The sequence below is a fragment of the Methylosinus sp. C49 genome (genome assembly GCF_009936375.1).
Lineage (GTDB): Bacteria > Pseudomonadota > Alphaproteobacteria > Rhizobiales > Beijerinckiaceae > Methylosinus.
Genome location: NZ_AP022332.1, coordinates 2659869 through 2673701, shown reverse-complemented (window position 1 = coordinate 2673701; position 13833 = coordinate 2659869). Strand labels below are relative to the sequence as shown.

12 protein-coding genes are annotated in these 13833 nt (G+C 66.2%); 5 read left to right on the top strand and 7 right to left on the bottom strand.

The genetic code is table 11. From position 1 onward, the window contains the following. The first annotated feature begins 137 nt into the window (after positions 1-137). Entirely contained in the window at positions 138-1127 is a 990-nt protein-coding gene (locus GYH34_RS12645; protein WP_161913882.1) for a tetratricopeptide repeat protein, read from the top strand. A 21-nt stretch (positions 1128-1148) separates the two neighbouring features. Here the strand turns inward: GYH34_RS12645 and GYH34_RS12640 are convergent, their stop codons facing one another. Together GYH34_RS12640 and zigA are read right to left on the bottom strand one after the other, a co-directional pair. Beyond that, positions 1149-1754 (bottom strand): DUF1826 domain-containing protein, encoded by a 606-nt coding sequence (locus tag GYH34_RS12640; RefSeq protein ID WP_161913881.1) that lies wholly within the window; start codon positions 1752-1754, stop codon positions 1149-1151. After that, entirely contained in the window at positions 1744-2970 is a 1227-nt protein-coding gene (gene zigA / locus GYH34_RS12635; protein ID WP_161913880.1) for a zinc metallochaperone GTPase ZigA, read from the bottom strand. Before zigA ends, GYH34_RS12640 begins: the two co-directional genes overlap by 11 nt. Before the next feature lie 163 nt (positions 2971-3133). Here zigA and GYH34_RS12630 point away from each other — a divergent pair, with 163 nt between their 5' ends. After that, the gene (locus tag GYH34_RS12630) at positions 3134-3661 is read left to right on the top strand and encodes a hypothetical protein (RefSeq protein ID WP_161913879.1); all 528 of its coding nucleotides are present in this window, start codon (positions 3134-3136) and stop codon (positions 3659-3661) included. Positions 3662-3790: 129 nt separating this feature from the next. On the opposite strand, the gene GYH34_RS12625 is transcribed toward GYH34_RS12630, so the two are convergent. Beyond that, on the bottom strand, positions 3791-4276 hold the full coding sequence (locus GYH34_RS12625) for a peroxiredoxin (RefSeq protein ID WP_244635089.1): 486 nt from the start codon (positions 4274-4276) through the stop codon (positions 3791-3793). 292 nt (positions 4277-4568) lie between these two features. On the opposite strand from GYH34_RS12625, the gene GYH34_RS12620 reads away from it, so the two are divergent. Further along, complete coding sequence (locus GYH34_RS12620) at positions 4569-7973, top strand: DUF3971 domain-containing protein (protein WP_244635088.1); 3405 nt, start codon at positions 4569-4571, stop codon at positions 7971-7973. Positions 7974-8158: 185 nt separating this feature from the next. Here the strand turns inward: GYH34_RS12620 and GYH34_RS12615 are convergent, their stop codons facing one another. The 4 genes from GYH34_RS12615 to ftsE form a co-directional block, all read right to left on the bottom strand. Next, positions 8159-8935 (bottom strand): lysophospholipid acyltransferase family protein, encoded by a 777-nt coding sequence (locus GYH34_RS12615; protein ID WP_161913876.1) that lies wholly within the window; start codon positions 8933-8935, stop codon positions 8159-8161. Between the two features lie 224 nt (positions 8936-9159). Next, on the bottom strand, positions 9160-9855 hold the full coding sequence (locus tag GYH34_RS12610; protein WP_161913875.1) for a YdcF family protein: 696 nt from the start codon (positions 9853-9855) through the stop codon (positions 9160-9162). A gap of 95 nt (positions 9856-9950) precedes the next feature. Then, positions 9951-10940 carry an ABC transporter permease gene (locus GYH34_RS12605; protein WP_244635086.1) on the bottom strand — a complete coding sequence of 330 codons (990 nt, stop codon included), beginning with the start codon at positions 10938-10940 and terminating at the stop codon, positions 9951-9953. After that, on the bottom strand, positions 10927-11589 hold the full coding sequence (gene ftsE, locus GYH34_RS12600; RefSeq protein WP_161915005.1) for a cell division ATP-binding protein FtsE: 663 nt from the start codon (positions 11587-11589) through the stop codon (positions 10927-10929). The genes GYH34_RS12605 and ftsE overlap by 14 nt, the downstream gene beginning before the upstream one ends. 139 nt (positions 11590-11728) lie before the next feature. On the opposite strand from ftsE, the gene GYH34_RS12595 reads away from it, so the two are divergent. Together GYH34_RS12595 and GYH34_RS12590 are read left to right on the top strand one after the other, a co-directional pair. Further along, positions 11729-12298, top strand: coding sequence for a hypothetical protein (locus GYH34_RS12595; protein ID WP_161913874.1), 570 nt, complete (start codon positions 11729-11731; stop codon positions 12296-12298). A gap of 61 nt (positions 12299-12359) precedes the next feature. Beyond that, entirely contained in the window at positions 12360-13664 is a 1305-nt protein-coding gene (locus GYH34_RS12590; protein WP_161913873.1) for a dihydroorotase, read from the top strand. Positions 13665-13833 lie beyond the last annotated feature (169 nt).

Sequence of the window (13833 nt, the reverse complement as noted above, 5' to 3'; positions counted from 1 at the left end):
TCCGGGCCATGCTTCGCGCCCGGGCCGAGCGGCCGTCCGGCGCGGCGCTCGTCTCGACGCGCAGTTTTTCCGATTGCTCTCGATGCGGCGAAATGAAATCATAGTGAAATAGTCAACTATACGGAGCCCTCGGCCACATGGCGCCCCACGCTTTCGCCTCCACCTCGTTTCAGTCTCCGCTCCGTCTCGCGCTGGCGGCGGCTTTTTCCCTCGTCTGCGTCGCGGCCGAGGCCAAGGGCGACGCTTGGACGTCCTGCCGCGCCGCCGATCCCGACAAGCGCATCGAGGGCTGCGGCGAGGTCATCGCCCGTGGCGAGAAGGAGACCAAGCAGAACCGCGTGGCGGCCTATGTCAATCGCGGCGGCGCCTATCACGCCAAGGGCGATTTCGACCACGCGCTGGCCGATTACGACAAGGCGCTGGAGATCGATCCGGCCTCTTCCGTCGCTCTCGCCGATCGCGCCGCCGCCTATCGCGCCAAGAGCGATTTCGACCACGCCATCGCCGATTACGACAAGCTGGCCGCCGCGCAGCCGAAATTGGCGACGGCCTATCTCGGCCGCGGCGGCGCCTATCAGAGCAAGGGCGATCTCGACAAGGCGATCGCCGATTACGACAAGGCGCTGGAGCTGGACAAGAAATCGGTCGCCGCTCTAGCCGGTCGCGGCCGCGCCTGGCGCGCCAAGGGCGATCTCGACCGCGCGCTCGCCGATTTCGACGCGGCGATCAAGCTCGAGCCCAAATCCGCGCAGGCCTATCTCAATCGCGCCGCGCTCTATCAGGGCAAGGGCGATCTCGACCATGCGCTGGCCGATTACGACAAGGCGATCGCCAGCGACGGCAAGCTCGCCATCGCCTACAATAATCGCGGGCTGACGCTGCACGCCAAGGGCGAATTCGACCGCGCTATCGACGATTTCGGCAAGGCGGTGGCGATCGACGTCAAATATGCGCGCGCCTATCTCAATCGCGCCAACGCCTATCGCGGCAAGCATGATCTCGAGCATGCCAAGCCCGACCTCGAGCAGGCGCTGGCGCTCGATCCTAATCTCGCCTCGGCGAAAAAGGGACTGGACGAGGTGACGAAGCAGCTCGCCGCCCGCGCCGCGGCCGCGCCAGCGCAATAATCCCGTGATGCGCTCGCGCCGTCAGCGCGACGGCGTGGGCGCCTCGTCTATGGCGAGGAAGAGCCGCTCGATTCCCGTTCCGGCGATCGGCGGCGATCGATGCGGCAAGGCGCGGAGTGCGGCGCTCGCCGCTTTTTCTCCGCGCATGATCGCGACCCAGCCGCGTTCGAGCTGTCGAATCGAAATTTCCTCGAGCGGATCGGCTTCCGGTCCCGGCGCGATCCATTGCGTGCCCGGGCCGCGATAGGTGGTCACGAGACGAAAGCGCACGAAATCGACATGGAACAGCCGGCAGGCGTCGTCGGCGATCGTCTCCAGCCTGACACGCAATTCGCCCGACCGAGTCGCCTCGCGATAGAGGCGCGCGAGGCGAATGACGTCATTCGCCAACCATTCGGCGAGCCACTTCGGCCCGAGAGCCGCCTCGTCGAGAGCGTCGAAGAGCGCGCGCGGCAGCGTCTCCTCGGCGCCGGTCACGCGCAACCGTAGAGGCCGCGCGAGACTCATCGCATCCAGCGTCTCCGCGATCCGCGGCTCCAGCGCGCGCGGCAACAGGCAGATGGAGCGGGATTGCATCAGTCGGCGAGCGGAGCTGGACGGCGGCGCGGCCGCCTCGTCACGCAGCATCGGCGCTCTCCCAAGCGGGGAAGGGATCGACGAGCGAGCGATAGGCGGAGGCGTCGAAGCGCTTCGGCTTTTGCGGCCCGACGAGGCAGGCGTCGAGCGCGGCGCGAATTGCGGCGTCGTCCATGCCGATGCCGATGAAGACGAGCTCCTGCCGGCGATCGCCCCAGACCTCGTCCCAATTGCGCTCGAAATGGCGCTTCCAATCGGGGTGATCGGGCCAATGCTGCTTCGGCACGGCGATCCACCAATAGCCCATTGCGGTCACGCGGGCGATCGCGCCGGCGATCGAGAATTCGCCGACCCATTTCGGCCGGGTGGCGAGCCAGAAATGCCCTTTGGCGCGCACCAGTCCGGGCCAGGTCGCATTGATGAAAGCGTTGAATTTTTCCGGGTGGAACGGACGCCGCGCCCGATAGACGAAGCTCTCTATTCCATATTGCTCCGACTCCGGCACATGCTCTTCCGGGCTGTAGAGCGCCTTGTGCCATAGCGGATGGCGCTCCGCCTTCTCCTCGTCGAAGAGGCCGGTGTCGAGAATGGCGTCCATCGGCGCCGCGCCGAAATCGGTCTCCACGATGCGCGCGTCGGCATTCAGCGACTTCACCACTTTGCGCACCAGCGCCAGCCGCTCCTCCGATACCGTCGAGGCCTTGTTGAGGACGATGACGTCGGCGAATTCGATCTGCTCGACGAGGAGATCGACGAGGGTGCGGTCGTCGTCCTCGCCGGCGACCTCGCCGCGGTCGCGGAGAAAATCGTTCGAGCCATAGTCCTGCAGCAGGCTGGCGGCGTCGACGACCGTGACCATCGTGTCGAGCCGCGCGAGATCGGAGAGGCTGGCTCCATTCTCGTCGCGAAAGGAGAAGGTGCTGGCGACCGGCAACGGCTCGGCGATGCCCGTGCTCTCGATCAGCAGATAATCGAAGCGGCCTTCCTCGCCGAGGCGCCGCACTTCCGCGAGCAGATCGTCGCGCAAGGTGCAGCAGATGCAGCCATTGGTCATTTCGACGAGCTTCTCGTCGGTGCGCGACAGCTCGGCGCCGCCGTCGCGGATGAGGTCGGCGTCGATATTCACCTCGCTCATATCGTTCACGATGACGGCGACGCGCCGGCCCTCGCGATTATTGAGAACATGATTGAGCAGCGTCGTCTTTCCGGCCCCGAGAAAGCCGGAGAGGACGGTGACGGGGAGGCGAGGGTCGGGGTTCTGGGCCATGGCGCGCCATATGTTATGTTATAACATGTAGAGGCGTAGCCGAGCGGGATAGCGGCGTCAAGCGGGGGCGAGGGTGAGCCGGGGATTGGCCTATGTTTCGTCTATGCACGCTTATATATGCATGTTATATAAGAATATTAGCATGTGATTTTAGGAGATACACATGGAAAATAAGCTACTCGACATGTTTGACGAGGGGTACCGAGAAGCCGGCATATCTCCTTCCGTTCGCGCCGAGGCTTTCGATGATTTCCTGACGATGAAGTCGATCGCCGCCAAGCGGACATGGACCTTCGGGAATGGTCTGGGCGCGAACGCCGGCGCCGTTTGCATGGGAGGCCATTCCAAGGAGCTGGTTCGCAATTTGTGCGTCCGCATCGACGCCCTCACCCTCGCGCAACTCGATGCAGTCACAGACGTGATGGAGTGCTCGAAGCAAGAGTTCGTCTTGGAAGCCGTGTCGAGCGCAATAGCAAAGGCTACGACTAATCTGCGCGCGCAAGGCCTCTCTCAGCCATTGGAGCAATCGCTGCGGACTCAATTAGAGAAGGCCGAGTTGAGCTACGAATATTCCGATGACGCCAAAGGCGGAGCGCTGCGCTATCGCGGCGAACTTATTCTCAATCGTGATTCTCGAAAGCATGAAAATACGGTCAATGCGGTCAGAAATCTGATCGCGAACGGCGAATAAGTCGCGCCAATTCGCTAGAAGGTCCGCGTGGTGGCGGAGAGCGGACTACGCCGACTGTTCGAGCCCGGCTCGTCGTGGAAGTCTCGAGCCGGCTAGGCCTCAGGCGCCGAGTGGTGGGCGAGGGGGGCTCTACTTCCCCTTCGCCGCCGCCAGCACCTCGGCCGCATGGCCCGGCACTTTCACCTTGCGCCAGACCTTTTCGATCTTCCCATCCGGGCCGATCAGAAAGGTCGAGCGCTCGACGCCCATATATTTGCGGCCGTACATGCTCTTCTCCACCCACACCCCATAGGCGGAGAGCATTTCCTTGGTCTCGTCGGAGGCGAGCGGGAAGGTCAGCTCATATTTGGCGCGGAACTTGTCGTGCTTGGCCGGCGAATCCGGCGAGACGCCGACCAGCGCGGTCTTCGCCTTGGTGAAATCCGCCTTCAAAGCGTTGAATTCGATCGCCTCCTTGGTGCAGCCGGAGGTGTCGTCCTTGGGGTAGAAATAGAGCGCCAGCTTCTTGCCGGAAAAGCCGGAAAGAGAGAGGGTCTCGCCGCCGGCGCCGGGCAGCTCGAAAGAGGGGGCGGCGTCGCCTTCGCGCAAGCCTGTGGATTTCTTCGCCTCGGTCACCGCGCCTTCCTTTCGTCTCATCCGCCGTTACAATCGGCAGCATGCAGAGGATGGCGCGCTTCGCAAGGGATTCTGGTGAAAATCCCCAGTTGCGCGCCATTCGAGTTGTGATCTTCTCGACGCCGTGCAGATTCGGCGCCGGCGCGCGCGGAGCGGCGCGGTCGAACCGAAGGGCTGGCGCTTGACGCAGAGGATAGACGAGGGTCCGGCGGTCGGAGCGCGGGCGCCGCGCTTTTTATTGGGATTTTTCCGGCGCGGCTCCACTGCCGTCCGGCTGCGCGGCTTTTGCGCGGTGCGTTGCATTTCCGTCGTGGCGGTGACGGCGCTGCTCGTCATCGTGCTCACTGTCGGCGCTTTTTTCGCCGCGCTCGCCCGCGGTCCCATCGCCTCCGACTGGCTCGCGCCAAAAATCGTCGAGGCGCTCGACGATCTCTATTCGCATCGCTACCAATTCGGCATCAGCTCGGTGGCGATCGCCAGCACGGATCACGGCCTCACCTTCACCGTGAACGGCCTCGCCGTGAAGAGCGGCGAGCGCACGATCCTCGCCGCGCCGCGCGCGCAATTGTCGGTGGACCCGCGGGCGCTGCTCATCGGCCGGCTGACGCCGCGCCGGCTGGACGTGCTGGACCTCGAGCTGAGGCTGGAGGTGCTGCCCGACGGCGTGGTGGCGATTTCGGCGCCGGGTGCCGATCCGGTCGCCATACCGCTCGACGCGCCGTCGCCGGCGGAGCCCGCCGCCGAGGCGCAGGTCGCTCCTGTCGCCCCATCGCTGCGGCAGGCGGCCGGCGCCTTGCGCGCGGTGATGAATTTCATCGTCGATCCCGAGAGCCCGGTCGCCGCCATCGACAAGATCGGCGTCTCCAACGCCCGCCTCGTGATCGACGATCGCACGTTGGACAAGACCATTGTCTATGACGATCTGACGCTGAGCTTCGACAAGATCGCCGGCGCGCGCCGGCTGCGCCTCGGCGCCACCGGCTCCTCCGGCCATGTCGGCGCCGAGGTGGAGGCCAAGGGCGGCATGGGCGAGCGGCGCACGCTGGACGCGCGCCTGCGCAGCCTTTCCATGGAAGAGGTCGCGCTGGCGGCGGGGGCGCGCGCTCTGCCCTTCGACACGGACGCGCCTCTGTCGCTCGATCTGCATTTTGCGCTGGCGGGCGACGGCCGCGTCGTCGAGGCGAGTGGGAAATTCTCTGTCGGCGAGGGCTTCTTCCGCCTCGAGGAGCCGGACGCCGAGCCTTTCATGCTGCAGGAGCTGTCCATCTCCGGCCGCTGGGACATGGAGCGCCGGCTGCTCGCCATAGAGCCGGTCGAGATCCGCACCAGCGTCGCGCGGCTGAGCTTCAAAGGCGCGCTGACGCCGCCGGCGGAAGGGACCGGCGTCGTCGGCCTCTCCTTCGATCTCGCGCGGCCGGGCGCCTTTCTGCCGACGCGCCATGGCGAGGCGCCGCTCGTCGTCGAGAACGCCGGCCTCACCGCGACGCTCGATCTCCTCGCCAAGAAATACAAGGTCGAGCGAGTCTATCTCGACGGGCCGGAAGTGCACGCCACGGCGTCCCTCGATGTGGATGGCGCGCAGCCCGATGGGACGCATCTCAAATATGCGATCCGCGCGACGCAGACGCCGCTGCGTTCCGTGCTGCGCATCTGGCCGACGCAAGTCGCCGCGCCGACGCGCATGTGGATGGACGAGCATATCACCGCCGGCGTCATGCGCAGCGGAACGCTCACCGCCGATCTCGATCAGCAGGCGATGACCGCCGGGCGCTATGAGCGGCCGCCGCCGGATGCGGCGCTGCGCGGCGATTTCGATCTCGACAATGCGACTCTCGTCGACGCCGTTCCGGGCTTGTGGCCGATCAACGCCATGAACGGCCATATCGCGCTCACTGGCCGCACCGTCTCCTTCGTCGCCTCGTCCGGCGTGATGGAGAGCGCGCCGGGCCGCAAGCTCGCCATAACGGAAGGCGTGTTTCGCGCGCCCTCGCTCGGCTTCGATCCGGCGCCAGCCTGGATCGAGCTGAAGCTCGCCGGCGGCGTGGAGGCGGTCGCCGATATTCTCTCGCTCAAGAGCGTCGCCCCGGCCGCGAGCCTGCCCATGGACGCCAATCAGCTCAAAGGGCAGATCGAAGGCAAGCTGCGCATCGATTTCGAGCTCGGCCTCGCGGCCAAGGAAGAGCATACGCGCATCACGGTCGACGCCGAGACGAGCAATCTCGCCATGGAGCGCTTCATCGGCAAGGAGCGCCTGGAGGGCGCGGCGCTGCGGCTCGTCTCGGATCGCGAAGGGCTGCGCGTCACCGGCGCGGGACGTGTGTTCGGCGCGCCTGTCACGCTCGATCTGCGCCGCGCCGCCGGCGAGAAGGGGCAGGCGCAGGCGCAATTGTCGTTTTCGTTGGACGACGCCGCGCGCGCACGCGCAGGCTATGGATTTACCGGCGTCTCCGGCGTCGTCGGCGTGCAGGTGCAGACCAGGCTGCCGATCGAAGATTCCGAGTCGCAATTCGAGATCGACTTCTCCAAAGCCGCGCTCGATCATCCTTTGCCCGGCGTGACCAAGCCGCTGGGCAAGCCGGGCCGCGCCAGCTTCACTCTGGTGAAGCGGCCGGACGGCTCGGCGCTCGAGCAATTGCAGGCGGAGGCGGGGCCGCAGCAATTTTCCGGCGTGGTGGAGCTCGGCCGCGACGGCGTGCTGCGCTCGGCCAAGCTCTCACAGGCGAAGCTCTCGCCGGGCGACGATATGCGCTTGGAGGTGACGCGCGGCGGCGATGCGCTGAAGCTCGTCGTGCGCGGCGCCAATATCGATGCGCGTCCGCTGCTGCGCTATCTCTCGCAGCCTTCCGCCGAGCCGCAAGCCGCAGCGGCGGCGGGCAAGCCGTCCAACTCCGACGATTTCGATCTCGATCTCAAATCGCCGATCGTCACCGGACACGGCAAGCAGATCCTCTCCAATGTCGATCTGCGCTTCGAGCGGCGCGGCGGCAAGCCGCGGCAATTGTCGCTGACCGGCAATTTCGGCCGCGAGCCCTTCGCCGCGATGCTGACGCGCCATCCGAGCGGCGCGCCGCAGATCGATCTTTCGACCAGCGACGGCGGCGCCTTTCTCTCTTTCCTCGATCTCTATCATCGCATGGAGAGCGGCGCGCTGTCGGCCACGCTATTGCTCAATCCGGGCCGCTCCGACGGCACGATGCGCATTCATGATTTCTATCTGCAGAACGAGCCGGCCATTCGTCAGCTCGTCATGCAGGGCGCCGCGCGCACGGATGACAAAGGCGCCGCGCATTTCGATCCGGACTCGGTGAAATTCGCGCGCGTGCAATCCACCTTCACCTGGGCGAATGGCCGCCTCACCATGCGCGACGCGGTGATGTCGGGGACGGACATCGGCCTGACGGTGGACGGCTATATCGATTTGGCGCGAGATCGCATCGACGTGTCGGGCTCTTTCGTGCCGGCCTACGGGCTCAATAATCTCGTGTCGAATATTCCGGTCATCGGCTTCATGCTCGCCGGCGGCCAGCACGAGGGCGTCTTCGCGGTGAGCTTTCGCGTGAGCGGCGCTTTCAGCGCGCCGGTGCTGACTGTCAATCCTCTATCGGTGATCGCGCCGGGCCTGCTGCGCAAGGTGTTCGGCATAGTGGATGGCACCGGGACGGGCCGCTTGCCGGAGAGCGCGACGGCGCCGCGATAGCCCTCTCTCAGTTATCGGTAACGGTGCGATGTCGCCGCCGTAACTGCTTCTGGAGCGAAAAAAGGCCTGATCCGCCCAGCGCGCCTTCGCCGGGCAGCTATTCGATATCATGGCGATATCGTTAAGGGCGCGCCAACTCGATCTGCAACCCTTCGTGTATTGTGCAAAGGGCCGGCGCGCGGCGCTCAGGCGCTCGCCGGCGCCTCTTTGCGGCCGCGCTCCACGACGGCGGCGAGCGAGGGATCGCGCGCCACCGCCTCCGCGATGAGGCGGTCGGAGGCGCTTTCGATCGTGTCCTGCATGCGCTCGAAGAATTCCCGCGGCTCGAGGCCCGGCGGGATGATCGGCAGATATTCGATGACCACAGTCCCGGGCCGCACGATGAAGGCCTGGCGCGCCCAGAACAGGCCGGAGTTCAGCGCCACCGGCAGGCAGGCCGCGCCGGTCTCGCGATAGAGCATTGCGACGCCGAACTTATAGAGCGGCGGCGCGCCCGCCGGCCGCCGCGTCCCCTCGGGAAAGATGAACAATTGCCGCCCTTGCGCGAACAGCGCCTTGGTCTTCTCGATCAGCTGCGGCAGCAGCTTGCCGCCCTTGGCGCGATCGATGCCGATCTGCTCGGCGCCCATGAGGTACCAGCCGAAAAAGGGGATGAACACCAGCTCGCGCTTGAGAATATAGGAAAAATCCGGCGAATGCAGCGGCAGGACGAAGGTCTCCCAGGTCGACTGATGCTTGCAGGCGACGATGACCGGCCCTTTCGGAATATTCTCGAGTCCGCGAAACTCGAATTTCAGCCCGACGATCTTCTCGAGCAGAAACAGCGACGTTCGCCCCCAGACGCGGCCGAGCGTCATTGAGGCGTGCCGCTTCATCAGCAGAGCCGGCAGCCAGATGATCTGCAGCGCCATGAGGCTGACGAAGAAAGCGATGTGGAACAGCAGCGAGCGCAGGAAGAGCATGCTTTGGTCGCCAGTCGGGTTTCGCGGAAAGTGGGACGCGAACGCCTTCTAGAGACATTCCGGTTCAGATTGAACCGGAATGTCTCTAGATTCGCTTGTTCGGTCGTGTTTTCTTCACGCGAACCGGTCCCCACTTCGCTCGAAAACACTCTAATGCGCTTTTTCATCGCACGGAACCGCCGCTCGGTCGGGCCGGCGCTTTCTCGGGAGCTGCGTCGGCCGATTCAGCGCTCCGCCGGGACGGCGGCGGCTCCGGCCGACGCGAGAGCGGTGGCGGAAAGGCCTGGCTCCAGCAGCCGGGTGCGCAGCAGGACATAGAGATATTTGACATATTCGGCCGCGATGAGCCGAGTCACGGCGAAATCGCCGAGCCAGTCCTCGACGCGAAGATGATCGCTGACCACGACGAAAGGGTAGAGCTCCGCTCCCGGCAGCGCCGCCGACAGCTCGGCCAGAGCGCGGGGCATATGGTAATTGGAGGTGACGACGATGAGCGAGCCTGCGCCAATGCCATGCGCATGCGCCCAGTCGCGCGTCTCCCGCGCATTGCCGATCGTGTCTCGGGCGCGATAGCCGAGATCGACGCAGCACTCGAACAGCTCGCGGGAGACCGGCAGCAGCTTGGCGATCTCATGGCCGCGCGTCGCCCGATTGACCCCGGTGATGAGCAGCCGGCGCGCCTGGCCGCGCGCCAGGAGCCCGCCCGCCTCATAGACGCGGTCGGAGCCGCCGGTCAGCACGACGACGCCATCGGCCTGCACGGTCAGCGTCGATTCGGCGCGCTCCAGCGAGAGGGCGAAGCCGATGAAGCCGGCCACGAGGGCCGAGGCGAGAAAGCAGAAAAGGGCGAAGACCGCGAGACGCCAGCGTCCGGGAGCGGCCCATCCTCGTGCTTCCCCGTCTCGCGCATGCGCTCGCAAGCGTCCATCCCCATCGCCGACCCCGAATCCTCGACAAGATGGAAGCGGCGCTCGAGGCCGTCCAGGGCCGGGCGGAATTTATGCCGGGTTAGAGTTTACTCGGCCCCGTCCAGGCGCCGCAATTGGCGGAAAACGATCTCCTGCGACATGAAGCCGGTCAGAAGCCCGGCCGCCGCCGAGATGAGGCCGACGACGGTGAAGCCGAGCGGCCCCAGCGAGAAGCTGCCGAACATGGCCTCCAGCTGATCGCCGTCCGGCGTCGCCGTCCAGCGGCTGGCGAGATAACCGGCGAAGAGAAAAAAGCCCATGGCCGAGGCGCCGCCGATGAGGCCGCCGCGCAGGCCCAGCACCAGGAAGCGGCGCTGGAACTGCTGGGCGATATATTTGTCCGCCGCCCCGACGAGATGCAGCACCTCTATGATCTCGCGATTGCCGACCATGGCCGCCCGCGTGGCGAAGGCGACGGCGAGGCCCATGGCGACGACGATCAGCACGAAGACCAGCGCGGCGACCGCCACCACTGTGCGCGCCATCTGGCCGAGCCGCTCCACCCACAGCCGGTGATCGTCCAGCGCCGCGCTCGGCAGCGCCTGGGCCAGCTCGCGGCGCAGCGCGTCGAGATCGGCGCGGCGGCTGTCGTCCAGCTTGACGACGATCATGCGCGGGGCCGGCAGCTCGGCGAAATCGAGGCCCTGGCCGAGCCAGGGGGCGAGCAGCGCCTCCGACTCCGCCTTCGTATAGACGCGCACGTCGCGCACGCCCTCGGCGGCGACGAGGACCGAGGTCGCCTTGCTGACGTCGGCTTCTATGTCGCGGCCGGGCAAAGGGCGAATCTGCACGCTGGCCTCGCGCGCCACCTCGCGCCGCCAATCGACGCTGGCGTCGGCGACCATCAGCGCGGCCCCGGCCGAGAGCGCCGCCAGAAAGGTCATGATGGCGATGACGATGACCAGCGAGCGTCCGGCGATGGAGGAGGTGGGGACGAGCGGCGTCTCCCGGCCGAGCGTCTCCTCGAGCGCGGCCTCCTTGGCTGCGCCGGGCGCCGGGCGCAGGCCGGGGCGGGGCTTGGCGTCATTCGAAGACATGCAGCCGCCCATCCGCGAGCACCAGGCGGCGCGCGCTCTCATATTGATCCATCAGAGCGAGATCATGGGTGGCGATGACCACCGAGGTTCCGCTCTTGTGCAATTCCACAAACAGCCGCAGCAGCCGCCGCGCCAGAGTGGGGTCGAGATTGCCGGTCGGCTCGTCGGCGAGCAGCAGCTCCGGCCGCACGATCAGCGCGCGGGCGATGGCGGCGCGCTGCTTCTCGCCGCCGGACAGCACGCTCGGCCGGCTGGCGATGCGCTCCTCGAGGCCGACCCAGCGCAGCAGCTCCAGCACCTCGGCGCGATAGCTCGCCTCCTCGCGGCCGATGACCCGCAGCGGCAGAGCGACATTCTCGTATAAATTGAGATGCTCCAGCAGACGGAAATCCTGAAAGACGACGCCGATGCGCCGGCGAATGTCGGTGACGGAGTCCTTGTCCAGCGTCTCCGTGTCCTTGCCGAAGAGGGTGATTCGCCCGCGCGTCGGCTTCAGCGACAGCAGAACGAGCTTCAAAAGCGTCGTCTTGCCGGCGCCCGAGGGTCCGGTGAGGAATTGGAATGAGCGCGGCGTGATGGAAAAAGCGAGATCGCTCAATATCTCGCTGCCGTTTCCATAGCGCAGGCCGACGTTCTCGAAGGTCAGCAAAGGCGTGTATCCATTGGCGGGCTCAGAATCGCGCTGCGGGGAGATTAGCAGTTCACCGCCCATTAACCATATCGGCGGCTAATCGACGACATGTCGGCGGCCGATTCCGAAGCGGCCGCCCACGGTTCGGAGACCGGCCATGCGCAACCACCTCGCCCCGCACAATTCTCCGGTCGGCTCGGCCCCAAAGGCCCATGATCTGGACGAGGCCCGGCTGTGGCGGGAGCCGCCGCGCGAGAGCGACCTCGTCGATGAGCGGCGCCAGCGCCTGCTGCCGCTGATCGCGGCGATCATCGCCGTCGTTTTCGGGGCCATGGCGCTGATCGGCATGCGCGAGAAGATCGTGCGGGTCATGCCCTTCGCGACGGCGCTCTATTCGGCCATGGGGCTGAAGGTCAACGCCGCCGGGCTCGATCTGCGCGGCGTCACCTCCAAGATCGTCACCGAAGGAACGCGCAAGGTGCTGACCGTCGAGGGCGAGATCGTCAATCTGCGGCGCTCCGCCAATCGCGTGCCGCCCATGGCGCTGGCCATTCGCGGCGCCGACGGCCGCGAGCGCTACAGCTGGACCGCCGCCGCGCCGAAAATGCGGCTCGCCGCCGGGGAGAGCGTGCAGTTCCGCGCGCGCCTCGCTTCGCCGCCCGCTGACGGGGCCGATGTGCAGGTGCGCTTCGCCGCGCTCGAGGATGCGGAGAAATCGGCGCGATAGGCGCGCCGCGAAATTCCCTCTGCGCGTTCCCTTGGCGCGCGAAATGGCCTAAGCAGGCCCCATGCCGCCGCATGCGCCTCTCCTCTTCGTGAACGCCCGCCTCGTCGATCCCGCCTCCGGCGTGGAGACGCGCGGAGGGCTCCTCGTCCTCGACGGAAAAATCGCCGATCTCGGCCCGGCTCTGATTGCCGAGTCCGCGCCGCAGGGCGCTCGAATCGTCGATTGCGCGGGCGATGTGCTCGCGCCCGGCCTCATCGACATGCAGGCCTTTCTCGGCGAGCCGGGAGCCGAGCATCGCGAGACCATCGCCACCGCCACGGCGGCGGCGGCGGCCGGCGGCGTCACCACCATTGTCGCCGCCCCCGGCACCTCGCCGCCGATCGACGATCCGGCCGTCGTCGACTTTGTCCTGCGCCGCGCCCGCGACACCGGCCGCGTCCGCGTTCTGCCCATGGCGGCGCTCACCAAAGGCCGCGAGGGCAAGGAAATCTCCGAATTCGGCCTGCTGCGCGAGGCCGGCGCGATCGCATTCTCCGACGGCAAGCGCTCGCTTCGCAACGCCCAGACCATGCGTCGGGCGCTGACCTACGCCCGCGATTTCGACGCGCTCATCATCCATTTCCCGGAGGATCGCGACCTCGTCGGCGAGGGCGTCATGAATGACGGCGAATTGGCGACGCGCCTCGGCCTCGCCGGCGTCCCCAAGGAGGCGGAGGCCGTCATCGTCGATCGCGATCTGCGCCTCGTCGAGCTGACCGGCGCGCGCTACCATGCCTCCATCGTCGCCAATGGCCTGTCGCTGGCGGCGCTCGAGCAGGCCAAGGCGTGCGGCCTGCCGGTGACGTGCGGGACGACGATCAATCACCTGACGCTCAATGAGAACGACATCGGCGACTACCGCACCTTTTTGAAGCTGCGGCCGCCGCTGCGCCATGAGGACGAGCGCCGGCTGCTGGTGGAGGCGGTGGCGAGCGGGCTCATCGACGTCATTCTCTCTGACCATGACCCGCAGGACGTGGAGATGAAGCGCCTGCCTTTCGCCGAGGCGGAGGCCGGGGCCGTCGGCCTCGAGACCATGCTGGCGGCGGGATTGCGGCTCGTCCATTCGGGCGATGTTCCGCTGCCGACGCTGCTGCGGGCCATGTCCACGCGGCCGGCAGAGATTTTGCGCCTGGAGCAGGGACGTCTCGCCAAAGGCGCGCCGGCCGACCTCATCCGCTTCGACCCAGACGAGCCCTTCGTCGTCGATCCGTCCGAATTGCGCTCCCGCTGCAAGAACACCCCCTTCGACACGGCGCGCCTGCAAGGTCGGGTGAAATCGACATTCGTCGCGGGAGAATCCGTCTTCGAGCGGGTGGACGCCTAGAGCGTAACCATAACGAAAAAAGCGTCTTCCCGCCGTGATTTCGCCTATTTCGGGAAAAATAGGCAAGTGGATTGTGAATCTTTGAAATAGATACGTAGGTTAACTGCCCGTAACTTCCGCGAACCGAAGGCGGGGCGATAGTCCTGATTCTACGTTCGTTTTCCCGCGA